This window comes from Salinirubellus salinus (assembly GCF_025231485.1).
GTDB classification, from domain to species: domain Archaea; phylum Halobacteriota; class Halobacteria; order Halobacteriales; family Haloarculaceae; genus Salinirubellus; species Salinirubellus salinus.
In genome coordinates this window covers 946227-970075 of record NZ_CP104003.1, presented here as the reverse complement: position 1 = coordinate 970075, position 23849 = coordinate 946227, and the positions used below count along the sequence as shown (strand labels likewise).

Genomic DNA, 23849 nt, shown 5'->3' with positions numbered 1-23849 from the left:
GAGAGCGCCCGGTATGGATTCGTTGCTCGTCGCCGCCGCGTTGCTCGGACTGACACACGCCGTCGAACCCGATCACGTCGCCGGGATCGCCGCGCTCGCCTCGGACGCCAGCCGCCGTCGCGCCGCCCTCGTCGGCGGCTGTTTCGCCACCGGTCACGTCGTCCTCGTCCTCGGGTGGGTGCTCCTCGGGTCGGTCGTCCTCTCGCGACTCCCCGCCACCGCAGCCTTCGACCGCTTCGGCGGCCTCGTCCTCGGCGTCGTCCTGCTCGCGGTGGCCGCACTCACCGCGGTGGCCGGCGCCCGGCGGCTCCGCGGCCACGGGTCCCACACGCACGTCCACGCCCGACTCGGCCTGACCGCCACCGACGGCGGGCGACGCGGCGTCCGGGAGTACCTCGGCCTCGGAGTCGCCGGCGCCCTGTTCACGCTCTCGCCTCCGCTCTCGATGCTCGCGCTCGTCACCGCGCTCCTGCCGACGGCGACGCTCGGTGGCGTGCTCCTCGCCGTCCTCGCGTACGCCGTCGGCATCCTCCTCGCCATGACCGTCGTCGGCGCCGTCGCCGGCACGCTGTTCGGCGCTCTCGAGGGCTATGGTACCCGTCTCCACGCCGGCGCACAGTTCCTCGCCGCGGGCGTCCTCGCGGTCATCGGCGCCGGGGCGCTCATGGGTGGGGTCTGAGCCCCGGTGGTGTCGAGGGCCCTGCCGGTCAGTCCCGACCCGCGACCACGACGGGGTTCCCGTCGGTTAGTTCGAGCAGCTCCGCGGGCGTGACGGGGAACACCGCCTCCGGCGTCCCGGCGGCGGCCCACACCGTCTCGAACTCGAGGAGCGTCTCGTCGACGTAGATGGGCACGTCCGACCCGTGACAGATGGGTGGGACCCCGCCGATGGTCCACCCGAGGGCGGTCTTGACCCGGTCGGCGTCGGCCATCTCCACGCTGTCGGCCTCGAGGACGGCCGCCAGCCTGTCCTCGTCGACCCGGTTGGCGCCGGAGGTGACGACCACCACGAGGTTGCCGTCGGCGTCGAAGACGAGACTGCTCGCGATCTGGGCGACACGACAGCCGATGGCGTCGGCCGCGTCGGCCGCAGTGCGGGTCCCGGCGTCGAACTCCTCGACGTGCGGGTCGAACCCGTGGCTGTCGCGGGCGGCGGCGACGAACGACTCGGCGCGTGGGTGCATGGCCGAGCTGTTTCGGGCCATCGCCATAGCCGTGCCGGGACTCAAACGCGCGGTTGAGCCTGAGGAAAGCCCTTACCCGTCCCCGCACTCGGGCGGCGTATGCGACGCAGAGACCTCCTCGGCCTCGTCGCCGCCGGTACCGCTGGACTCGCCGGCTGTACTGGAAGCGGTCCCGGCGGCCGACCCACGGACTCGCCCACCCCCTCCGAGACGCCCACGGCGACGGACAGTCCCAGCGCGAGCCCGACACGGACGACGACGCCGGAACCGGTCGCACTCGCCGTGACCGACCGCCAGTTCGAGGTCCTCGGCGTCGAGTGCGGGACGGCCGCCGAGTCGGCCACGGTCTCGCACGAGTCCACCGGCGAGCGCACGGGTCGCGTCACCGTCGAGGGCGTGGTCGCCGGCAACGACACCTGCCACAGCGCCCGCCTCGTCTCGGCGACGGCCACCGACGACAGCCTCGACGTCGCCGTCGAGTCGTACGTCCCCCCCGAGAACGAGGGCCGTGCCTGTGCGGAGTGTATCGTCGACGTGTCCTACCGGGCGGTCGTCTCCTACGAGGGGCCTGGCCCGTTCGACGTGGTGGTCGAACACGGCGGCGAGCAGGTGGCCCAGAGTGGACCCTACCCCGGCGACGGTGGTGACAGCGGTGGTTCCGACGAGTAGCGACACGGCCCGACGGGGTGACCGGACGAGCGGCCTCGCCGCTTGGGACCGAGGACGAGCGACGGACCATCGCCGTGGGCGAACGCCGAGTTAAGGTGTTCGGGCGCCTCCAGCGGGTATGCGACGGAGCACGCTCGCGGCGCTCGGTGGCCTCGGACTCCTCGTCGGCGGGGCGGCGTTCTGGAGCCTCCGGCAGCGACGCACGACCGAGCAGGTCCCCTACACGGTCCTCGAACGGCTCGACGGGGTCGAGATGCGCCAGTACCCGTCGTCGGTGGCCGTCGAGACGGAGGCGGCGAACGACGCACGGGCGTTCGGCCGCCTGTTCCGCTACATCTCGGGGGCGAACCACGAACGGACTGACGTCTCGATGACGGCCCCGGTGGAGACGCTGGTACGTGCCGAGGGACGCGAGGTCGCGATGACGACCCCCGTCCGGACGAGCGAGGCGGCGGGTGCGAGTGGCGTCCGGATGTCGTTCTACCTGCCGACGGACTACGACTACGAGCGCGCGCCCGAACCCACGGAGGAGGGCGTCCACCTCGTCGCCATCCCGGAGCGGGTGGTCGCGGTCCGGCGGTTCACCTGGTGGGCGACGGACCGGCGCGTCGCCAGGCAGACCAGACGACTCGAGCGCACCGTCGACGCGGCCGGCTACACGCCGGTCGACGACCCCTCGCTGTTGCGCTACGACGCCCCGTGGGTGCTCCCGTTCCTCCGGCGCAACGAGGTGGCCGTGACGGTGCACCCCGACGGCCCGGGTCGGGCCTGATTCGCCCCCTCCCTCACCCCGCCGCCGTGACTCGTTCGACCTCGCCGCCCGCCCGGACGGACGTCGCCGTGTTTCCCGAGCACGACCTGACCGGCTTCGCCGCCGACGAGCGGGTCGTCGACGTCACACTCGCCCGTGGGATAGTCGCCATCCCGGAGGGGTGAACATCCCGATGAGCGAATATCTATTTTCGGTTCGCCAAAGAAATTTTCTCACAGAACCAAGGTTTATGACGCTCGCGTGAGTACGTGTAGCCGAGATGAGCACCCAGAAGGAAGTCCGTCAGCAGGCCGGCACCGTCGAGGAGAACAGCCTCCGCATGGACACGGAGAAGGCCGAACAGGTCGTCGACGCGCTGAACACGGACCTCGCGGACACCTACGTCGCGTACCACCAGATCAAGAAGCACCACTGGAACGTGGAGGGTGCCGAGTTCCGCGACCTGCACGTCTACCTCGGTGAGGTGGCCGCGGACCTCGAGGAGGCCGCAGACGAGTTCGCCGAGCGTGCGCAGGCCCTCGGTGGCGTCCCGCTCAGCGGTGGCGCGACCTACGAGGAACACGCCACCGTCTCCCCCGAGGACGCGGACGTCTACGACGTGCGCACCTCGCTGGAGCACGACCTGCAGATGTTCGGCGACATGATCGAGGCCGTCCGCCAGCACATCGGGATGGTCGAGGACTTCGGCGACTACACGACCGGCGAGGTCTACCGCGAGGCGCTCGAGGACCTGGAGGAACACGCCCACCACTTCGAGCACTACCTCGACGACGACTCGCTGGTCGTCGAGAGCGCGACGAACTGAGACCGGAGCCCCGACGACACCTACCGAGCCTTCTTTCGCACGCTACGCGGAGAGCGACAACGCCGATGGTGCGGGCGCTCGCACGAGGCGTCGAGGCCGACCGAGAGCCGAGACGGACCGGGACTACGGTTCGACGTCGACGGTGGCGTCGGTGGCGATCCACCCGTCCGGGTTGCCAGACTCCGTGAAGACGGTCCGGTCGGGGCGAGAACTGTACGCGGAGATACGCCGGTGCCGTTCCGGTGGTTCCTCGTCCGGCGCGGGGTCCGACGACGCGGGTGCACTCATCGACTGTTTTAGGCTGCCCTAATCGGTAAAAGGTTTCGGTCCGCCTAGAACCCACTCAGACCGGGAGCCACTCGGTGACGACGTCCTCGTCGGTGAGTCGCCAGCGCTGCTGGGCGCCATCGGGGGTCGACCGGAGTTCGATGACGGCGTCGAACAGCGGTGCCAGCGTCCCGACCAGTGGGTCGTCGGCCGGCACCGGGAGGTGGTAGTGCGCCATCGCGCCGACCTCCCGCGTCGCGGCGGTCAGCGCGTGGAGGAAGGTGAACACCTCGCGCTCCTCGTACTGCTCGAGGAGTGGGACGAGCGAGTCGAAACAGACGCGCAGTTCGGCCGGCGCCAGCTGCCCGCGTTCGGCCTCCACCTCGTCGATGGCCTCGTCGATTCGGCGACAGAGCGATGCGAGGTCTGGCGGCGGTGCCTCGGCGGCTAGCCCCCCGGCGCCCACGCCTGCGTCGTCCGTCCCGACGGCTGCCGCTGCGCCCCCGCGTGTCGGTGCCTCGTAGGTGAGGGTCCGGACCGTCTCGCTCGCGACACCGGCGAGGCGGCTGCCGGCCGACGCCACCCCGTCCGTGACGACGAGGAGTCGCGCGCGTTCCGTCGCCTCTTCCGCGGATCCGAGGAGACGACGGGACGCGGGGAGGTGGGCCTCCTCGTAGGCGGGGCCGACGAGCAGGAGGCTGCTGCCACGTCGTTTGAGCGAGGCTAGCGCCTGCGCGAACGTCGCGGTCTCGGAGGTCCGCCCGCCGGGCTCCATCTACTAGATTCGTACTGCGCCGGCGGTTAAATATTGTGGGGCGCCATCGGTTCCCTGACCGACCACCGTTTAGTCCTTGGGTGACCAACGGTGACACATGAGCAGTCGAGACCGTTCGGACCCGGACCTCGCGACGCTGGTCGAGGAGTTGCGCGACACCCTCGACGAACTGCAGGTGACGGTCGAGCGGGACCGCGGGGGACCGCCCGCACCGGCCGGCCCGCGGGAACTGCTGCGGTTCACCGAGTCCTACACCATCCCGACGCTGATATCGGTCCTCGAGGCGTCCATCCGCGCGCTCGAACTCCTCCGGGCGACGCTCCGACTCGTCGACGGCCGACCAATCGACTCGACCCGCCGGGAGACGACGAGCGACGCCGCCCGCCGCGTGGAGTCGGCCGGTCGTGCCACGCTCGACCGGGTCGACGCCGCCCTCTCCGAGTTGACGACCGCGCTCGAGGGCGAACCCCCGGCGGGGGAGGCCCGTGACCTGTTGGCCGAGGCCCGCAGTCTCCGCGACGAGGTGGACGCACGCCTCCGGACCGGGGCGCCGGACGAGAGCGCCGCGCGTCGTCGGGCGGAGACCGACCGGCGGGACCGTCACGACCGCCGCCGCACCGACCGGGCCGACCGCGACGGTGCCCACGAGATTCCGGTCCGCGCCGAGTCCGAACCGACGCCGGAGGCCGAGGACGTCGACCCGCCGACCACGGACGACGGCCCGGCAGTCGACGTCGACGCGGAACTCGAGTCGATACGGGAGGCGGTGGCCGACGAACGCGAGCGCTCGGCAGCGTGGCGACCGGGTGGAGAGTCGGCCGAGCGCGACGACGGAGCCGGCGAAGACGACTCCGAGGACTGATCGACCGGCCGTTACTCGACCGGCTCGAACCGGAAGCCGTCCCAGTCCTGGCTCTCGGGCTCCTTCATCCCTGCCGCGGGGTCACGGAGTTCCTCGACGTAGACCGGCTGGACGGTGTCGCCCGTCGTGACCTCGTCGGTGGTCGTCTGACCGATGGCCCGGACCGGGGTCCCCTCGACGTCGAACTCGACGATGGCGAGCGTGTTCGGCTGGCGGACGCCGGGCGGCGTGGCGTGCGACGTGGTCCACGTCACCACCTCGGCGGTGAACGCGCTCAGGTCGACCATCTCGACCGGTTCGCTCCCGTCCGGACCGACCGGGTGGACCGGGTAGGTGATCGAGCCGTCGGCGTAGCGCGCCGCGTCCATGCTGGACTCGTCGCTCATCTCAGGCCACCTCCATGAGCGTGGTCGTCACACAGTTCCCGAACCCACCCACGTTGCAGGCGAGCCCGAGTTCGGCGTCGACCTGTCTGTCGCCAGCCTCGCCGACGAGTTGCTCGTATATCTCGACCCCCTGTGCGACGCCGCTGGCGCCGAGAGGGTGGCCCTTCGACTTCAGGCCGCCGGAGGTGTTGATGGGGAGGTCACCGTCTATCGCCGTCTCGCCCGCCTCGACGCGCTTCCAGGCCTCACCCTGTTCGGCGAAGCCAAGCGCCTCCATCTGCAGGAGTTCGAGGATGGTGAACATGTCGTGGAGTTCGGCCACGTCCACGTCCTCGGGGTCGGCATCGGCCATCTCGAACGCCTCGCGGCCGGACTCCGCGACGGCACCCATGTGCGTCGGGTCCGCACGCTCGTGGACGACGTGGGTGTCGGTCGCGCCCGCGACGCCCGCGACGGTGGCGTACTCGTCCGTGTACTCGCGGGCGAGCTCCTCGGGGCAGAACAGCATCGCCGCCGAGCCGTCGGTGATGGGACAGAAGTCGTAGAGTCGCAGCGGGTCTGCGACCATCGGCGAGTCCAGCACCGTCTCCATGTCCACCGTCTTGCGGAACTGGGCGTGCGGGTTGCGCGTCCCGTTCTCGTGGTTCTTCACCGCCACGCGAGCGAGCGCCTCGCGCGGGGCGTCGAACTTCTCGAGGTAGTGTCGGGCGGTCAGCCCCGCGAACGACGGGAGCGTCAGCCCGTGTTTGTACTCGGCGGGGTGGGTGATGGAGGCGATGACGTCCGTCGCCTCGCCGGTCGTCTTGTGGGTCATCTTCTCGCCGCCGACGAGCAGCGTCAGGTCGCTCGCCCCGCTGGCGATGGACTGCCACGCGGCGTAGATGCCCGCCCCGCCGGAGGCGGAGGTCTGATCCACCCGCTGTGCGTACGCGGGGAGCACGCCCATGTCGTGAGCGAGCGCGTTCATCACGCCCGTCTGCCCCTCGAACTCGCCGCTCGCCATGTTCGAGACGTAGAGGTGTTCAACGTCGTCGGGCGAGACGGTCGCGTCGGCGAGACACGCCTGTCCCGCCTCGGCGAGCAGGTCTCGTATCCACTCGCCCTCGCGGTTGCCGAACTGCGTCATCGAGGCACCGATGACTGCCACGTCGGTCATAGCGGCCCCTCACATCGACGGTGGGTAACTGTTCGGGTCGCGCTACCGCCGGGCGCGGACGCGGCCCGCCACCTTCCACGCGTCCCCGACCGACGGGGCGCGCCGCAGCGACCGACCGACGGCGTCGCCAGCACGGTGACAGAGCTGCCACCGGCCGGCCAGCGACGGCCCATCCGCGGCCGCCACCGCCTCGTCACGGAGGTGGGCGGTGATGGCGACGGCGATGACCGCGGCCTCACGATCGCTGGCGTGGGCCGGGATGCTCGCCCGCACCGACCCCGTCTCCGTCGGGAGCTCGATGACCGGTACCTCGCCATCGTCGTGGACCGGCAAGGCCTCCGTCGCCCGCATCACCGCTCGGACGTCCGGGTGGAGGTCCGCGTACTCCGCCGTCTGCCGGGCCCTTCCGGACTCGTGCTCGGTCTCCGCATCCATCTCCGTCTCGGGCCGCCGTTCCGTGGGTCTCGCGTCGGGTGTCATAGTGGGACGTTGCCGTGGGTCTTCTCGATGGGCTGGACGCGCTTTCGCTCGAGCAGTTCGAGGTCGTCTATCAGCCGGCGTCGTGTCTCGGCGGGGTCGATCACGTCGTCGACGTGTCCCCGTCTGGCCGGGCCGTACGGGTTCGCGAACTCCGCGCGGTACTCGTCCATCAGCTCCTGGCGACGGGCCTCGGGGTCGGTGGCCGACTGGATCTCCTCGCGGTGGAGGATGTTGACCGCCCCACGAGGCCCGAGGACGGCCATCTCCGCGCCGGGCCACGCGTAGTTCACGTCGGCGCCGAGTTCCTTCGATCCCATCACGATGTACGCGCCGCCGTACGCCTTGCGCGTCACCACCGTGAGCAGGGGGACCGACGCCTCCGCGTAGGCGTAGATGAGCTTCGCGCCGTGCCGGATGACGCCGTCGTGCTCCTGTGCGGTGCCGGGCATGAACCCCGGTACGTCCACGAGCGTCACGATGGGGACGTTGAACGAGTCGCACGTCCGGACGAACCGGGCGGCCTTCTGCGAGGCCTCGATGTCGAGGGTGCCGGCGTTGACCCGTGGCTGGTTCGCCACGACGCCCACCGAGCGGCCGTCGAGCCGACCGAAGCCGACGACCACGTTCCGCGCGAACGAGCCGTGGACCTCGAAGAACGAGCCCTCGTCGACCAGTTCCTCCACCACCTCGGTGGCGTCGTAGGGCTTCTTCGGGTCCTGCGGGACCATGTCGAACTCGCAGTCGCGGTCCGGGTCGTCCCACGGGTCGAGGTGTGGCGGGTCCTCCACCTCGTTCAGCGGCAGGTACGAGAGGAGGTGCCGGACGGCGTCGAGGGTCGCCTCTTCGTCGGGGTAGACCGCGTGCGCGAAGCCGGACTTGCTGGTGTGGGCGTGCGCCCCACCGAGTTCCGCCATCGAGACTCGTTCGCCAGTCACCGTCTCCACCACGTCCGGGCCGGTCAGGAACGCGTGGGAGGTCCCCTCCACCATGAAGGTGAAGTCGGTGAGTGCGGGCGAGTACGTCGCACCGCCCGCACACGGGCCCATGATACAGGAGATCTGCGGGACGAGCCCGGAGGCGTCGGTGTTGCGCTTGAATATCTTCGCGAACCCGACGAGCGAATCGACCCCCTCCTGGATGCGGGCGCCCGCCGAGTCGTTCAGCCCGATTATCGGGACGCCCTTCTCGACGGCGTGGTCGAGCGCCTTCGAGACCTTCTGGCCGACCACCTCGCCGACCGACCCACCGAGGACGGTGAAGTCGTGGGCGAAGACCACCACCTTCCGCCCCTCGACGTCACCGTAGCCGGTCACCACGGCGTCCCCAGGGTAGGTCCGGTCGGACACGTCCGGGTGCTGCGAGCGGTGCTCGACGAAGGTATCTATCTCCCGGAACGTCCCGTCGTCCAGCAAGTAGTCGATACGCTCGCGCGCGGTCATCTTGCCGCGTTCGTGCTGTGCCGCCACGCGTTCCGGACCACCACCTGCTCGGGCCTGTGCCCGCCGCGCCTCGAGCTCCGCGAGGGGGTCGACCGTCTCGCCGTCCCCCGTCCCCACCGGTTCCGTCGGCTCTGGAGCCTGGTCGCTCATCTCACCACTCCATCCCCCCGTTGACGGCGAGGATCTGGCCGGTCATGTACGAGGAGTCCGGCCCGGCGACGAACCGGACGATGCCGGCCACGTCGTCCGTCGTCGCGAAGCGGCTCAGGGGGATGCGGTCGAGGATCTTCTCCTTCACCCGGTCGGGCACCGTCTCCAGCATGTCCGTCTTGACGAACCCCGGCGCCACGCAGTTGGCCGTCGACCCGGAACTCGCCATCTCCAGCGCGATGGTGCGGGTGAACCCGAACAGGCCGGACTTCGTCGTCGCGTAGTTGGCCTGCCCGTAGTTGCCCTGCTGGCCCACCACGGAGGAGATGTTGACGAGGCGTCCGCCGTCCGCCTCGCAGATGTCGTCGAAGAACGTCTTGGTGCAGTTGAACACCCCGCCGAGGTTCACCTCCATCACCTGCTCCCAGTCCTCGCGGGTCATGCTCTCGAACTTCCCGTCACGGGTCATCCCCGCGTTGTTGACGAGGACGTCGGCCCCGCCGTAGACGTCGTCGACGACGTCGTACATCGCGCGGACCTCGTCCATGTTCGAGACGTCGGCCTGGACCGGGACGGCACTCCCCGGCCCCTCGTCGATAGCTTCGGCGACGTCGTACGCCTCGCGCTCGGAGGAGCGGTAGTTGACGACGACGTTGGCGCCCTCTTCGCCGAGGTCCTCGGCGATAGCGCGTCCGATGCCTCTCGAACCGCCCGTCACAACACAGGTCTTGTCTTGCAGTTTCATGGTGGTCTCGACGGGTCCGACCGTCCGGTGTCGTGCGTCGCTCGTGTCGCGCGCACCCGTCGTCAAAAAACGGTTCATTGAAGCCCATAAGCGCACCCCTTAAACATTTTTTATTTTCTGAGTTCGATATAAGGACTCGTGCCGAAGGTGGGTGTTACGACACCTCACGCCCCCCTGTGCTGCACGAACGTGCGAAAGACCTGCACGTATGGATATTAATAACAATGTTCGTCGGGTGCGGAAGTGTCGCCCGAACGCTAGTTCCCTCCGGCTGTTTAGGACGGCCTAAACTTCGACAACTACTTTAGGACGGCCTAAACACTAGGAGCCAATGCAACCGGACACCTGCGTGGTGGTCCCGACCATCCGAGAGTACGAGTGCGTCCGCGAGTACGTCGCCAACGCCCGCGAACACGGACACGCCGACCGCCTCTTCTTCTGTCTCGTGACAGAGGACTTCTGTGACACCGAGCGGATGCGCGAGATGCTCGCCGACCTCGACGTGGCCGGCCGGGTCTTCGACGCGAGCGACCGGGCCGACTGGTACCGCGAACAGGACGTCGACGAGTACGACCACGTGATCCCGGCGGCGAGCCACGCCGAGACGAGCTTCGGCCTCCTCTACCTCTGGGCCAACGAGCAGTTCGACTACGGCTTCTTCATCGACGACGACACCCTCCCGCACGACACGGACTTCTTCGGGGGGCACTACACGAACCTCGACCGTTCGGGCGAGGTGACTGCTGTGCGCTCCGACGAGAACTGGGTCAACGTCCTCTTCGAGAACTTCGAGGAGCACGGCCTCTACCCCCGTGGCTATCCGTACGCCGCGATGGACGAGACGGTGGAGATCGGCACCACGACGCTCGCCGCGGGCGACGTAGTCGCCTCGCAGGGCCTCTGGACGAACGTCCCGGACCTCGACGCGGTCCGCATCCTGATGGACGGCGACCTGCGCGGACAGGCCGCCACCCGGACGACCCGCGCGGACTTCGACGAGGACTTCGTCGCCGAACCGGGCCAGTACCTCACGGTCTGTTCGATGAACCTCGCGTTCCGCCGCGAGGTGGTCCCGGCGTTCTACCAGTTGCCGATGGACGACAACGAGTGGGACGTGGGCCGCTTCGACGACATCTGGTCGGGTGTCTTCCTCAAACGCGCTGCCGACCTGCTCGGCGACCAGATCCTCACGGGGACGCCGCTCTGCGAGCACAACAAGGCGCCCCGCTCGACGTTCGACGACCTGAACAACGAGGTGCCGGCGCTCGAACTCAACGAGCACGTCTGGAAGGTCGTCGACGAGGTGGGCGACGGGGCCGACTCCTACCGCGAGGCGTTCGCGGCGATGGCCGACGCGCTGGCCGACGGCGAGTTCGACGAGTGGAACAACGGCGGGTTCCTCAACTTCGTCGGCGAGCACATGCGCGACTGGCTGGACTGTCTCGCGGCGCTCGACGCACCGCGTGCGACCCCTGCGACGGCGAGGGCCGACGATGACTGAGGCGCCCGACCACGAGCGCCCGGACGGGACGGCGCGTGACGACGAGTCGCGTACCGGCGGCCGACCGCTAGGTTCAAGTGATTTAGGAGAGCCTAAATCGAACATGAACGAGGACGTGAAGCCGACAACCCGTCGCCGGGTGCTCGCGCTCTCCGGCGTTGCCGGCATCTCGGCGCTGGCGGGCTGTAGCACGGGCTCGAACACGCCGACGCCGGGCGAGGACTCGACGCCGACGGAGGGCGACTCGGACACCCCGGACGAGCCCGGACCGGGACAGATCGGCTCCGGCCGCGAGGGCCGTGGCGCCCCGGGCGGTACGCCGATGGCGGACATGCCCGACCTCTCTGGCACCATCGACGTCTACTCCGGCCGCGGCGAGGCGCTCGTCGGCTCGCTCGTCTCGTACATCGAGGACCTCTACCCGGACCTGACCCTGCGGGTCCGCTACGACGGCTCGACGGACCTCGTGAACCAGATCCTCACGGAGGGGAACAACTCCCCCGCCGACGTGTTCTACTCGGTCAACGCGGGCGCGCTGGGTGCCCTCGCCGGGCAGGGCCGAGCGACCACGCTCCCGGACGAGGTCCTCGACCTGGTCCGCGACGAGTTCGAGGACCCGCAGGGTCGCTGGGTGGGCACCTCCGGCCGCGCCCGGACGGTCCCGTACAACACCGAGACGTTCTCCGAGTCGGACATCCCCGACGACATCTTCGCCTTCCCCGAGCAGTCGCAGTTCCAGAACGAGCTGGGGTGGGCGCCCTCCTACGGGTCGTTCCAGGCGTTCGTCACCGCGATGCGCGTGCTGAACGGCGAATCGGCGACCCGTGACTGGCTCCAGGGGATGCTCGACCTCGGGGTGCAGTCGTACAGCGACGAGTTCGCCATCTCGCAGGCCATCGCCGACGGCGAGATCTCCGCCGGGTTCACGAACCACTACTACATCCAGCGCGTGCTCGACGGGCGGCCGAACGCCCCGCTGGCCACGGCGTTCACGGAGAACGACGCCGGTGCCATCTTCAACGTGGCTGGCGCGGCAGTCGTCGACACGGCCGACGACACGGACATGGCGGCGAACTTCGTCCGACACCTGCTCTCGGCCGAGGCGCAGGAGTACTTCGCCACGACGACGTTCGAGTACCCCCTCATCCCGGGGGTCGAACCGGTCGGCGACCTGCCGACCATCGACGAACTGAACCCGCCGAGCGACCTCGACCTCTCACAACTCGCCGACCTCGGACCGACCATCGAACTGCTCCGCGACGTCGGTATCTCGGTGTAGGATGTCGACCCGGAGCCGACTCGCCGCGCTGCGAGGGGGCGACGAGGAGCTACCGGTCGGGCTGACGCTCCTCTCGGCGGCCATCGCGGCGGTCGTGCTCTCGCCACTGCTCTGGGTCCTCGCCAGCGCGCTCGACGCCTCGGACTGGCTCCGGCTGCTCACCCGTCCCACCACCGTCCAGGTGTTCCTCAACAGCGCCCTGCTGGTCGTGGGGGTCACCACCGCCTCCATCCTCCTCGGTGTCCCCACCGCGTACCTGACGGTCCGGACCGACCTCCCGGCACGGCGGGCGTTCACCGTCCTGCTGGCGATGCCGCTCGTCGTCCCCAGTTACATCGGCGCGTTCGCGTTCGTCTCGGCGTTCGGCCCCCGTGGGCAGCTCCAGGACCTACTCGCCCCGTTCGGCGTCGAGCAACTCCCCTCCATCTACGGCCTCGGCGGGACCGTGCTCGTCCTGACCCTCTACACGTACCCGTACGTCTACATCACCACGCGGGCGAGCCTCCAGTCGATGGACACGCGGCTCGTGGACGCGGCCCGGACCCTGAGACACACGAAGTGGCAGGCGTTCAAACGGGTCACCGTCCCACAGATCAGGCCCGCGGTGGCGGCCGGGGCGTTGCTGGTCGCGCTCTACACCCTCTCCGACTTCGGGACGCCTGCCATCATGCGGTTCGACGCGTTCACGCGGGTCATCTTCGTCGAGTACAACGACGTGCTCGGTGGCGGGCGTGACCTCGCCTCCCTGCTCTCGCTGCAGCTGGTCGTCGTGACGTTCGTCATCCTCGCCGTCGAGTCGCGGGTCCGTGGGAGCGGCGTCGAGTCCGACCGGACCGGCCGTGGCACGACGGTCCGACTGGGTCGCTGGCGGTGGCCCGCGGTCGCCGCCTGTCTGGCGGTGGCGTCGCTCGCCCTCGTCGTCCCGCTCGGTATCCTCGCACTCTGGCTCGTCCGCGGCAGCGCGACCCCCTCGCTCGCGTTCCAGCCGACCTACGCGCTGAACTCGGTCGCCGTCGCGGCGGCCGCGGCGCTGGTCTGCGCGCTCGCCGCCCTCCCCATCGCCTACCTCTCGACGCGGAGCGACCACCCGCTGCCCTGGTTGCTCGAACGTGCGTCCTACGTCGGCTACGCCGTCCCCGGCGTGGTGATGGGACTCGCACTCGTGTTCTTCGGGGCGCGCTACGGTGGCAACCTGTATCGCGAAGGACTCATACTCCTGCCCCTGCTGATATTCGCCTACGTGGTTCGATTCCTCCCTCAGGCGCTCGGGTCGTCGCGCGCGGCGTTCCTCGGCGTCTCGAACACGCTGCCGGAGGCCGCACGCACCCTCGGGCACACGCCGCGCGAGGCGTTCCGACGGGTCACCTTCCCGCTCGTCCTCCCCGGCGTCCTCGGCGGGGCGGCACTCGTCTTCCTCACGACGATGAAGGAACTCCCGGCGACGCTCCTCCTTCGCCCGCCGGAGTTCAAGACGCTCGTCACCTACATCTGGTCGGTCCAGCAGTCGGGCTACTACGGACAGGCCGCCTTCCCCGCGTTCGTCCTGCTGTTCGTCTCCGCGCTGTCGATGCTCGTCATCCTCGCCACAGAGAAGTACGAACTCGGCGGAGGTGACCAGGATGAGTAGCGAGGGCGAACAGAGCGAGCCCTCGGTCCAGTCGAGCGGGAGTGACCGGCGTGACCGGCGCGCGGGCAGTGAGACACTCGAACGCGAGGCCGAACGTGACGGGGTGGCCGACCAGCTCCGGTACGGCCGCCCCCAGCGTGACCCGGACGCCGACACGGTCCTCGAACTCAACGCGGTGACCAAACGCTACGGCGGGACGACGGTCATCGACGATCTGTCGCTCTCGGTACGCGAGGGTGAGCTGCTCACCCTGCTCGGTCCCTCGGGCTGTGGGAAGACGACGACACTCCGGCTCGTCGCCGGTCTCGAGGAGCCATCCGAGGGGACCATCAGCCTGCAGGACGAGGTGGTCGCGGACGGGAGCCGGTTCGCCCCGGCCGAGGAGCGTGACGTCGGTGTCGTCTTCCAGGAGTTCGCGCTGTTCCCGCACCTCACCGCGCGAGAGAACGTCGCGTTCGGTATCGAGGACCACCCGGAGCGTGACCAGCGCGTCGAGGACCTGCTCGAACTCGTCGGGCTGACCGAACACGGCGAGAAGTACCCCGACGAACTGAGCGGGGGCCAACAGCAGCGGGTGGCACTCGCCCGGTCGCTGGCGCCCGAACCCGACCTCCTCCTGCTCGACGAGCCGTTCTCGAACCTGGACGTCGACCTCCGGGTCGAGATGCGCGAGGAGGTCAGGCGTATCCTGAAGGAGGCCGGCGTCACCGCCGTCTCCGTCACCCATGACCAGGAGGAGGCGATGAGCATCTCCGACCGCGTGGCCGTGATGTACGACGGCCGACTGGAACAGGTGGGACGCCCCGAGCAGGTGTTCCAGCAGCCGGAGTCGCGGTTCGTCGCCTCCTTCCTCGGACACGCCTCGTTCCTCGCGGGCACGGTGGAGGGAGGCCTGGTGCGGACGGGGCTCGGGACGGTCTCGCTCGACCGGGTACACGGGCTGACCGCGGAGTACGACGGCTCGGACATCGACGTCCTCGTCCGGCCCGACGACGTGGCCTGCAGCCGGGAGGGTGAGGGCGAGCCGAACGGGACCGTCGTCCACCGACGCTACCTCGGCCCGACCGTCCTCTACCGCGTCGAACTGGACTCGGGCGACACCATTGGCGTGATGCACAACCACGCCGACGAGGTGCCGCTCGACTCGCCCGTCCACGTCCGCCTCGCCGCCGACCACGACCTCGCGTGGTTCCCCCGCGGGAAGCGTCGGATGGCGGACGGGGGCCGAGTCGACCGTTCGGGCTCGTGAGCCGACCGATGGAACGATACCGTCGGGCGTTACAGTCCCGTCGATGAGACGGCCACCGAGAGAGACGGTCGCCCTCGGCGCCATCGCTCTCGTCTCCGCGGCGCTCGCGCTCTACACGAGTGTCGAACTCCTGCCGTACCACTCGCTCAACCACGACGAGGGGGTCTACCTCCAGCAGGCCCGCCTCCTCCTCGACGGTCGACTCTGGTTCGCCAGCGAGGTACCCGAGGCGTTCCGCTGGTGGTTCTTCGTTGAGGACGGCGCGCGCCTCTACCCGAAGTACGCCCCGGTCCCGCCCGGCGTGTTCGCGCTCGCGATGGCCCTCGGCGAGGCTCGCCTCGCGCTGGCGTTCGTCGCGTTCGCGAACGTCTTCCTCGTCGGGCTGCTGACGGCCGAGGCGTTCGACCGTCGGGTCGGCGTCGTCGCCGGCGGCGTGGCCGCGGCCACACCCCTCTTCGTCGTCCAGTCCGCGACGTTCCTCCCCTACGCGACGACGACGATGTTCAACCTCGCGTTCGCGCTGGGGTACGTCCGCTCTGTGCGGAGAGACAGCCTCGGGTACGCCGCGTTCGCCGGCGTCGCGCTGGGGCTCGCGTTCTTCTCGCGCCCGTACACGGCGGTGCTGTTCGCGCTTCCGTTCGTCCTGCACGCGATGTACGCGCTGCTGGACGCGGCGTTGGAGGAGAAGTACGACGTCCTCGTCCGGTCGTTCGGTCGGAACGCGCTGCTCGCGGTGCTGGGCCTCGCCGGCGTCGCCACCGCACTCTACTACAACTCGCTGACGACGGGCGACCCGTTCGTCTTCCCGTACCAGGCGTTCGCACCACTCGACGGGCTCGGGTTCGGCGAGCGACGAATCCTATCGTACGATAGGGTTTACACGCCGGCCCTCGCACTCGAGGCGAACGGACGCGTCGTGTTCGCGTACCTCACGAGGTGGGCGTTCGCGCCACCGGTCGGGCCGGTCGTGGCCCTGCTCGGACTCGTGCTCACCGTCGGCCCGCTCGCCGACGTGGTAGGCCCACGTGCGGTCGCGCGGCGCGCCGACCGAGTCTACAACGCGTACGACGAGACACTGCGGGTCACGTTCGCCGCCGTGGCCGTGACGGTCACGGCCGGGAACGTGCTGTTCTGGGGGAACCTGAACGTGCTGGCCGATCTCCCGGACCCGAACGACGGGCTGATCGCCGTGCTGGGTCCGTTCTACCACTTCGACCTGCTGTTGCCGTTCTCGGCGTTCACGGCCGCCGGCCTGGTCGTCTCGTGGCGCCGGCTCCGAGAGGCGGCCGAGGAGGGAGACCTCTCCACGCGCGACACGCGCGTGGCCCTCGGTGTGCTGCTCGTCGCCGGCCTCGCCGTCGCCGGCGTCACCACGGTGGGCGCGCTCGACGACCCGGTCGAACGGCACGCGACGTACACGGACCGTTACGAGCAGGCCTACGCGCCCTTCCAGAGCCGTGCCGGGGGTGACTGGGAACGTGGCCCGTTCGGCTCGGACCCGGCCTTCGAGGATGCGCTGGTGTTCGTCCCGAACCCGTACGGCGACTGGCTCGGCCACCCGTTCCAGTCGCTCCAGAACGACGGCGACCTGCGTGGTCCCGTCGTCTACGCGCTGGACCGGGGTCCCGACGAGGACTTCGCCGTCCTCGACGCTCACCCGGATCGCGACCTGTACCGCTACACCTACCGCGGGCCGTGGACGCCCGACCCCCGTCCCGACGTGGTCGCGTCGATACAGCGATTGCAGGTCCAGCAGGGGTCGAGCCACGCGATCCGGACGACGGTCGGGGTGGTGGGTGAGCCGTCGAGCGTCCGGCTCGAGGTCGGCGACCGGGCGGCCGTCTACGACGTCACCGCCGACCCCACGGGGAACCTCACCGTCCCGTGGTCGGTCCAGCCGGGTGCGGCCCGGGTCACCGGCGATGGCTTCGTCCCACGCGGTGACGGTCGGGTCGGGTACGACGGCGCCGCCGAGGTGTCCCTCGCGGTGACGTTCGTCCAGGAGGGTGGGGCGACGGTCACGTACCGACAGGAGGCCACGGTCCGGGAGACGACCGACGGCGTCGCGCTCGTGTGGCCACCGGAGACGCGGGTCTGTCGCCTCACTCCGGACTGCGGGACGGAGGCGACCTACCTCGGTGACGCCGGCGGGGAGTACCTCGATGGCGTCAGCGTGCGCGCCCTGACGACGTCGGGCGAGGGGAACGCCACGAGCGCCTCCGTGCCGACGCGGTGAGGTGACGACGACGACGGACTCGGTCGTGGCCAGCGTGGCGTCGCCCACGCGACGGGCCGGTAGGCCACCGTCGAACTGGGGACGGCCGGCGCTACCACCAGGAGTCTGCCCGGAACGTTCGATCTCTCGAGCGACGCGAACCGAATCTCCCCGGCGAGATGTTGGCGACGACGCTGTCCGCCGCTGCGAGGGCTACACTGGGACGGCACGTGGTCGCGGCCCACCGAACTCGGCGGTGGACAGTCGTGGGCCGCCGAGGTGTGACCGCGGCTCGAGCGGTGTCACGGTCGCCGCAGACGGTCAGGTGGTGGCGACCCATGAGGCCGAACTCCCGGTAACGGGGTGCTGGCGCCTGCTCTCGACTGTCTGGTGTCGCGTGTCGAACATCGCACAGTTTCGGAAAGTAGGGGTGGTTACCAAGCGAGTTGCTCGATCTTCGGGGGTGAACCGACGAGTTCGGGGTCAGCCGAGGCTGGCTCCCCGCCCCAACGACCTAATCATACTAAGTCTGAGAAATCAGGGCCGCAAACCAAGCACACCGAACATACCAGCCCCTAACCAGTCAGGAGAATTACCAAATCGCCGCCCTCAGAACGGCGGGTCAAGCCCATCCGGCATCATCATCAGCACCAACGACGTCATATGAAGATCCGCCTGCGTCAACAGCGGATCCAGTCGCTTCTCGTGCGGCCCCCGACCGTACTCCTCGTACACCTCCGACGCCAGCGTCTTCATCGCGTGATCCACCATCCGCCATAGATTGTACATCAGCAGGCTGTACGCGAACGCGAAGAACCGCATCCGGAAGTCCGTCGACCGAATCGACGGCAGCAACGGCTTCACCATCTTGTAGTTGATTTCTATATCCCAACGCTTGGAATATTCATCCGAGAGGCCGATGGCCTCCATCGGGGAGACGTCGTCGATGTTCGTCACGAAGACGGCATACTCGTTGTCCTCGTCGATGGCCCACTCCTCGTCCTCCGCCGGGACGTACAGAAAGCTCGAATCGTGGCTGTACCTGTCCTCGCCAACGGTCGGGTCGCTCGCCACGTCCACGTACGGAGTGTCCGATCGTAGGTGTAGGGACGCGTCGCGCTCGACGCGGCTCCGGAGCTCCATGTCCTCCTTCACGTCGCTCAGCTTGTCGCCGACGTTCTCCCCGCCGACGGTCGCGTTCTTCTTCTTTGGAATCAGGTAGTTCAGGTCGTGGTACTGGTCGATGACGTGACCGACGGCGTGTCCCTCGAACGCGCGGTCGGCCATCACGAGGTCGATGTCGACGTGCTTCCGGGCCTGCGTGAGGAGGCGGTCAACCACCTCGGCCCAGCTGACAGACTCACCGTCCTCCCCCTCCCACGTCGAGTGGTGTCGGATCGGCTCGACCGCCAACACGATCGGTGCGTTCCGGCCGACGACCGTGAGGGTCGCATACTCGTACTGGTACGTGTTTTTGCCCTCGCCGCCGTTCACCATCTCGGGGTAGTCGTCCTTGGGCACCCTCGTGGCTCCAGTCTGCTCGTCCACAACAACCCGGTCGTCGCCCGGCTCAACGTCCTCCTCACTCTTGTAGGGGGACACATTGAACGGATCGTGCGTCGAGTCGATGGCGGCCACCACCGGCTCGGTGAAGAGCCTCGTCGGTGCGATGTTGGCCATCAACCGGTCAATGGCGGGGTTGAACTGGTTTTGGATGGCGGTAGTGACCTCCTGCCAGCTGGGAGTGGGGAGTTCGGCGCCGGGGTACTCGGAGGGGTCGTAGGCGTAATCGTCGGGGATGCCGAGCTTCTGTACCGCGTAGAGGTGGGAGTCGTGGTGGAGGGCATCCCACCGGAACTTGTTGAAGGTGCGGAATGCGGAGTGCGTGCCGGCCCGATCAACGAGGCTCATCGCGGTCTGATGCTCCCACACCCTCTCGTCTTCATGTTTGATGTTTTCGGCACGTCCCGTGTTGAGCTCCGGCCACACCTCGTTCTGTGCCCCCCTGATGACATCCGTGGCGTGCCGATCAACGTAGTGGTGAATCGGCTCGCTACTGGCTTCAATCTCTTCGGGTGACGGATCGGTGTCCGGGGACTCGTCGGGGCTGTAGGTCGCGTCGTGCTCCTCGGCCAACTCGGCAAGCACCTCGGCCACTTTTCGCAGGAAGCGGCGGGTGGTCAGCCCGAATCGGTTTCGCTCCGTGTAGGAAATCGTCTCCTGCGCCGGGGCACCATCCAAGCCGAACCGCTGCTGGAGGTAGGGCCAGCTGTCAAGCCGATCAGAGAGTGCCTCCTGGCTCATATCGGTCGTAAGCCGGTAGAGACGGAGCTTGAGCATCCCCTCGAAATCATACGGGTTGCTGGTCTTGTGGTCGTGGTCGTCCTCAAGCAGATGAATCGGCAGGACGAGCTTCCCGATAACGTATGTGAGGTTGCCCCGCTCGAGGAAGAGCTCCTCCGCCTGTGACCGCGCATTTGTCACCGCGTGTTGGAGGGGCTCGTCGAGAGGCATCTACGGGAGGTTCAGGAGTGTGACGGCCCGGTGTCTCCTCGGGGCCGATGTCACCGCGTCCATCGCGTTCGTGAGCGACATGTTACCTGTTGATGGTACAGTTTGGACTAAACTGGCGGAGTCTAGATGCCTCGTTTGCCGGGATGCTGGTGACATCCCCAATCGACTCTAGCCGACTGTTCGAACGCGTAAACGCGTGTCGATTAACGTGAACCCCGCCCACCACCAATTAACCCCAAGTATTAGTATGGTTTAGAGTGTACTATTGGTCGTATGAGTGGTGACGATGGCACGGACGTGACCCTCTCGGCTCATCTGGGGGCCAAGGGGGCGGTCGAACTGCTCTGTGAGATCAACCCCGACGGCAGCCAGTTCAACCGCTTAGTGGAGGGAGTGTCGGTCAGCCGTTCGACGGTCTCAACCCGTCTCCAGGAGGGCGAGGAGCTTGGACTGTACGAGCGCCAGGAAATTCAGGGCCGTGGAACCTCCCACGCGTACCAACTGACCGAGACCGGCGCAGGGGTTCGGCTCTACCTCGACCACTCCGGACTGACGGAACGGCATCGCACGATCAAGATGCTACGGCAACAGTTCGACGAGGGAGTGAATGAACTGGTGACGTGGGTGGCGGAGAACGAGGGCGACCTGAAGCAGCCGGTACAGGACGACCTTCGGGAACATCTCCGGCGGTACACGGGCCCATAGAGCGAGGGAGCCACCTGCGCTCCGCTACTTCCGAGCCACGTAGTGGGTCGCGCCCTCACGCTCGAGCGGAGCCACGAACAACTCGTCGATGGCGACGTCCTCGTAGCTGTCTCGCCCGGTCGGCACGCCCAACCGGACGATCTCCTCGTCGAACAACCGGCCGTCGACCACGAACTGTACCACCGAGTGGGGCCGGATAGAATCGGTCTGTCGCAGGACGTGGTGGAGCTCGGAAATGACCGCCGTCCGCTCGTCCGTGACTGCGCGATAGAGGAACTGGTCAAGATCGGTGACCGTCAGTCGGGTCGGCAGCTCCTCGTCGGCCGCACACGCTCGGAAGAACGCGAGCGCCGTGTACTCGGGGAGGTCGTCCTCCTCGGGCTCTGTCACGACGTTGTAGACAGGTCGAAGTGTCATATCCAATTACCACCCTAACGCGTTGGCTTCCAACGCATTTTCGTAGACTTCATTTCCGGTAGCATCGGCGATGAACTTTGCCAACTCCACGAGGTCGTGCGTCTTCCAGGCTTTCTGGTACTCAAGGGTGTTCTGCTCTGTGCGATACAGATGCGCGAGGTACTGTACCTTGTCGATGGCGAGCAGGTCATCGCCTTGGTCGGGGGCGTTGTTCGATCCACCGAGTTTCTTCTCGATGAGTTCCAGCCGCTCCTCGACTGTCTGCGCTCGCTTCTCCGGCTTCTCTCCCGTCACCAGCGCCTCGTCGGTGAGATCCTCCATGCTCAGCCCCTTCGCCATCAGGTGCTTGTTCAGGTCGTTGAACTCAACAGGTTGGCGGTCGACCAGCCACGCGAACGACCTCGACAGCGGATCGATGCTGGAGGGGAGGTCGACAGAGGTTTCGACGACCTGCTCGATGACGCTGTCGACGGTGTCGAGTGCCTGTTTGACACCGACCTGCTCGCCGTCAGCGTACACCTCGGGGTAGTGCTTGGAGTAGTGGTACATACACTTCCCGCGGAGGATGACGCCGAGATCGGCCGTGGAGAGGTTCTCGTGACGCTCACGCTCCTCTTCGATGAGATCCTCGACCTCGAAGTAGAGTTCGTTGCGCAACTCAGAGAGGGTGATTTCCTCGTCAGCCTCGTCTTTGTTGGCGAAGACGAGGATGTCGTACTCAGCGTTGTCGAGATCCTTGATGTGGGGGCTGTTCGGCATCTCCGACTGGACGGGATAGGCTCCAGTAACGGTGAAACCACTCTTGATCAGCGCCTCGAGAATGACTGACCACGCCTCGTTCTCGTTGTGGTGGTAGGTGAACAGCAGTTCGCCGTCCTGCTTCAGGACACGATGTGACTCCTCGAAGACGTTGGTCAGAGATTCGACGAAGAACTCCTCATCTTTCCCCGACTTCCGGTTGGAGACGATTTCTCTGGCCTTCGGAACTAGTTCAGGCTCGAACTGTTCGTACTCATCCTGAAGGCACTCACGGAGCCAGACATAGAAGTAGTCCGAGAGCTTCGAGTACTGGACATTATCATAATACGGTGGATCCGTGATGACGTAATCAACTGACTCATCAGACTCCGACAGCTGTTCTGCTGTTTGGCAGTTTAGCCCAGCGACTCGGGACTCGCTAACCGATTCCGAGTTGATATAGAACTGCTCAACCGAGCCGCTTTGGCGGTTCTTGACCTTCTCGAACGGTCTTTCACAGTATCGCTTAGCTCGTTCGACCTTATCAAAGAAGTTCTGGAGGGAGGCGACGGTTCCTTCGTGGTTAAGTGGATTCGACTCAACAGGTTGGACACGTGGGATGAATGCGTGTCGCTTGAACACATTGAACCCCTTCTGATCGCCGTAGTCCCACATGGAGAGTTTGCTGTTCCGCTCTAAGCAGTTCGAGATGGCTGTGACGAGAAACTCAGCGATGTTCTGCGCATCGGCTTCCTCAAACTGGTTACTGCGGACTGCCCACGCCTTCCTGAACAAAAGCCCAAAGGTCAGAAGGTGTCGGTCGGTAAATAGTTCGCTGAACCTCGTGTAGTTGTAGTTTAGCAACGCGCCAGTCGTCATCGCCATACCTTCTGGTATCTCTTGTGAGGGGATAGGCAGGTCTGCTCGGGCATCCTCAAGTCGCTCTCGGGCAGCTTTGACAGACTCAGCATCGCTCTCGTCGAACTGTTTTATCTTCTTTTCCCCGCGAGCATCGACGTACTGGAGGGCGAATCTCTCGAACTGAGGTGCCCGATCTCGGCGCTGGAGGGTTTCCTTGATGTCGTGCTTGTGCCCGTTAGAACATGTGTACTTCCCGTATCCGGCATTACCGTCGTTTGGATCGAACTCGTGCCCGCAACTGGGACAAACCTCGTTTCCATCTTCAGTTACCTCGACTGGCTGTCCGTCCTCGACGGTCACCTCGTCACCGGCATCAAGACCCTTTTTTCTGTCACGTAGCTCAATAACCCGGTCGTCACACTCTTCGTTAGGACAATATAGGGCTCCAGGTCGGGTCGCCTTTGTTTTTGCTAGCTGGTAACGCGGGAAGAGTTGAACCTCTTCATCACAGGTCAAGCACGGAATTTTCTGAGACTGGAAGTAGTAGAGTACTTCGCACTCTTCACCGGTCTGCGGATTGGTCGTCGTATAGAGGTTGGCAACTTCTTCTCTCGTTTCTTGGATTATACGGTCGAACTCAGACCTCAGAACCTCAATATTGACTTCATCCATCGACTTCTTTTGAATCCACCATGCCACAGGATTCAGCTCGTACCCGATGACATCCGCACCGAGTCGATTCAACTCAACTAGACTTGTACCGCCACCAGCGAACGGATCAAGAACTACTGCATCGTTGTCGATTCTGTCTTTGCTTGGATTGAGGTACAGCCCCTCATGTGTGCCCGTCTGAGGCACCTCTCGAAGAATGTCGTCCTTGGTGACACTGTCGTCGCTGAGTGCGGCGAGGCCGAGGCATCGGAACGTGGAGCCCGGACGGCGTGCCCACCACTTGTGGAGCGAGTAGATGGGCCGGTAGATGTCGCGTCGGTAGGTCTCTTTCTCCGCCAGTTCGTCGATGAGTTCGAGGGGTAGTTTGTTCCAGGTCTCCAT

General features: G+C 66.9%; 23 protein-coding genes. 12 read left to right on the top strand and 11 right to left on the bottom strand.

Translation table 11 applies throughout. The annotated features are described in order from the left end of the window. Positions 1–13 precede the first annotated feature (13 nt). On the top strand, positions 14–679 hold the full coding sequence (locus tag N0B31_RS05345; protein WP_260594821.1) for a hypothetical protein: 666 nt from the start codon (positions 14–16) through the stop codon (positions 677–679). Between the two features lie 28 nt (positions 680–707). Here N0B31_RS05345 and N0B31_RS05340 read toward each other — a convergent pair whose 3' ends face one another. Beyond that, positions 708–1184, bottom strand: a complete 477-nt coding sequence (locus N0B31_RS05340; RefSeq protein ID WP_260594820.1) for a YbaK/EbsC family protein — start codon at positions 1182–1184, stop codon at positions 708–710. A gap of 99 nt (positions 1185–1283) precedes the next feature. Between N0B31_RS05340 and N0B31_RS05335 the strand changes: the two genes are divergently transcribed. The 4 genes from N0B31_RS05335 (at position 1284) to dpsA (ending at position 3430) form a co-directional block, all read left to right on the top strand. Beyond that, complete coding sequence (locus N0B31_RS05335; protein ID WP_260594819.1) at positions 1284–1853, top strand: hypothetical protein; 570 nt, start codon at positions 1284–1286, stop codon at positions 1851–1853. 118 nt (positions 1854–1971) lie between these two features. Continuing rightward, positions 1972–2625 (top strand): SOUL family heme-binding protein, encoded by a 654-nt coding sequence (locus N0B31_RS05330; protein WP_260594818.1) that lies wholly within the window; start codon positions 1972–1974, stop codon positions 2623–2625. Positions 2626–2651: 26 nt separating this feature from the next. After that, a complete protein-coding gene (locus tag N0B31_RS05325) occupies positions 2652–2789 on the top strand; it encodes a hypothetical protein (protein WP_260594817.1) in 138 nt (45 codons plus the stop codon). 95 nt (positions 2790–2884) lie between these two features. Next, positions 2885–3430, top strand: a complete 546-nt coding sequence (dpsA, locus tag N0B31_RS05320) for a DNA starvation/stationary phase protection protein DpsA (protein ID WP_260594816.1) — start codon at positions 2885–2887, stop codon at positions 3428–3430. A 123-nt stretch (positions 3431–3553) separates the two neighbouring features. Here dpsA and N0B31_RS05315 read toward each other — a convergent pair whose 3' ends face one another. Together N0B31_RS05315 and N0B31_RS05310 are read right to left on the bottom strand one after the other, a co-directional pair. Beyond that, complete coding sequence (locus N0B31_RS05315) at positions 3554–3718, bottom strand: DUF7331 family protein (protein ID WP_260594815.1); 165 nt, start codon at positions 3716–3718, stop codon at positions 3554–3556. Between the two features lie 55 nt (positions 3719–3773). After that, the gene (locus N0B31_RS05310) at positions 3774–4472 is read right to left on the bottom strand and encodes a DUF7504 family protein (RefSeq protein WP_260594814.1); all 699 of its coding nucleotides are present in this window, start codon (positions 4470–4472) and stop codon (positions 3774–3776) included. A gap of 97 nt (positions 4473–4569) precedes the next feature. Between N0B31_RS05310 and N0B31_RS05305 the strand changes: the two genes are divergently transcribed. Further along, positions 4570–5334: a DUF7547 family protein gene (locus N0B31_RS05305; RefSeq protein ID WP_260594813.1), complete on the top strand. Its 765-nt coding sequence runs from the start codon at positions 4570–4572 to the stop codon at positions 5332–5334. 11 nt (positions 5335–5345) lie between these two features. Here N0B31_RS05305 and N0B31_RS05300 read toward each other — a convergent pair whose 3' ends face one another. The 5 genes from N0B31_RS05300 to N0B31_RS05280 are packed head-to-tail and all read right to left on the bottom strand — an operon-like array spanning position 5346 to position 9690. Beyond that, positions 5346–5720: an OB-fold domain-containing protein gene (locus N0B31_RS05300; protein WP_260594812.1), complete on the bottom strand. Its 375-nt coding sequence runs from the start codon at positions 5718–5720 to the stop codon at positions 5346–5348. Position 5721: 1 nt separating this feature from the next. Then, positions 5722–6876, bottom strand: a complete 1155-nt coding sequence (locus N0B31_RS05295; protein ID WP_260594811.1) for a thiolase family protein — start codon at positions 6874–6876, stop codon at positions 5722–5724. Positions 6877–6918: 42 nt separating this feature from the next. Then, positions 6919–7356 carry a DUF8022 family protein gene (locus N0B31_RS05290; protein WP_260594810.1) on the bottom strand — a complete coding sequence of 146 codons (438 nt, stop codon included), beginning with the start codon at positions 7354–7356 and terminating at the stop codon, positions 6919–6921. Then, complete coding sequence (locus tag N0B31_RS05285) at positions 7353–8945, bottom strand: acyl-CoA carboxylase subunit beta (protein WP_260594809.1); 1593 nt, start codon at positions 8943–8945, stop codon at positions 7353–7355. Before N0B31_RS05285 ends, N0B31_RS05290 begins: the two co-directional genes overlap by 4 nt. Before the next feature lies 1 nt (position 8946). After that, complete coding sequence (locus tag N0B31_RS05280; RefSeq protein WP_260594808.1) at positions 8947–9690, bottom strand: beta-ketoacyl-ACP reductase; 744 nt, start codon at positions 9688–9690, stop codon at positions 8947–8949. Between the two features lie 331 nt (positions 9691–10021). On the opposite strand from N0B31_RS05280, the gene N0B31_RS05275 reads away from it, so the two are divergent. The 5 genes from N0B31_RS05275 (at position 10022) to N0B31_RS05255 (ending at position 17582) form a co-directional block, all read left to right on the top strand. Continuing rightward, complete coding sequence (locus N0B31_RS05275; RefSeq protein ID WP_260594807.1) at positions 10022–11191, top strand: alpha-1 4-glucan-protein synthase; 1170 nt, start codon at positions 10022–10024, stop codon at positions 11189–11191. A 103-nt stretch (positions 11192–11294) separates the two neighbouring features. Next, positions 11295–12470: an iron ABC transporter substrate-binding protein gene (locus N0B31_RS05270; RefSeq protein ID WP_260594806.1), complete on the top strand. Its 1176-nt coding sequence runs from the start codon at positions 11295–11297 to the stop codon at positions 12468–12470. Between the two features lies 1 nt (position 12471). After that, on the top strand, positions 12472–14097 hold the full coding sequence (locus N0B31_RS05265; protein ID WP_260594804.1) for an ABC transporter permease: 1626 nt from the start codon (positions 12472–12474) through the stop codon (positions 14095–14097). Beyond that, positions 14090–15346 carry an ABC transporter ATP-binding protein gene (locus N0B31_RS05260; protein ID WP_260594803.1) on the top strand — a complete coding sequence of 419 codons (1257 nt, stop codon included), beginning with the start codon at positions 14090–14092 and terminating at the stop codon, positions 15344–15346. The genes N0B31_RS05265 and N0B31_RS05260 overlap by 8 nt, the downstream gene beginning before the upstream one ends. A gap of 43 nt (positions 15347–15389) precedes the next feature. Beyond that, a complete protein-coding gene (locus N0B31_RS05255) occupies positions 15390–17582 on the top strand; it encodes a DUF7846 domain-containing protein (protein WP_260594801.1) in 2193 nt (730 codons plus the stop codon). Positions 17583–18170: 588 nt separating this feature from the next. Here N0B31_RS05255 and N0B31_RS05250 read toward each other — a convergent pair. Beyond that, positions 18171–20075, bottom strand: a complete 1905-nt coding sequence (locus N0B31_RS05250; RefSeq protein ID WP_260594799.1) for a hypothetical protein — start codon at positions 20073–20075, stop codon at positions 18171–18173. Positions 20076–20348: 273 nt separating this feature from the next. Here N0B31_RS05250 and N0B31_RS05245 point away from each other — a divergent pair, with 273 nt between their 5' ends. Beyond that, positions 20349–20780 carry a winged helix-turn-helix transcriptional regulator gene (locus tag N0B31_RS05245; protein ID WP_260594797.1) on the top strand — a complete coding sequence of 144 codons (432 nt, stop codon included), beginning with the start codon at positions 20349–20351 and terminating at the stop codon, positions 20778–20780. A gap of 24 nt (positions 20781–20804) precedes the next feature. Here N0B31_RS05245 and N0B31_RS05240 read toward each other — a convergent pair whose 3' ends face one another. Both N0B31_RS05240 and N0B31_RS05235 read right to left on the bottom strand, forming a co-directional pair. After that, complete coding sequence (locus tag N0B31_RS05240; RefSeq protein ID WP_260594796.1) at positions 20805–21197, bottom strand: DUF8076 family protein; 393 nt, start codon at positions 21195–21197, stop codon at positions 20805–20807. 6 nt (positions 21198–21203) lie between these two features. Then, a complete protein-coding gene (locus N0B31_RS05235) occupies positions 21204–23849 on the bottom strand; it encodes a DUF1156 domain-containing protein (RefSeq protein WP_260594795.1) in 2646 nt (881 codons plus the stop codon).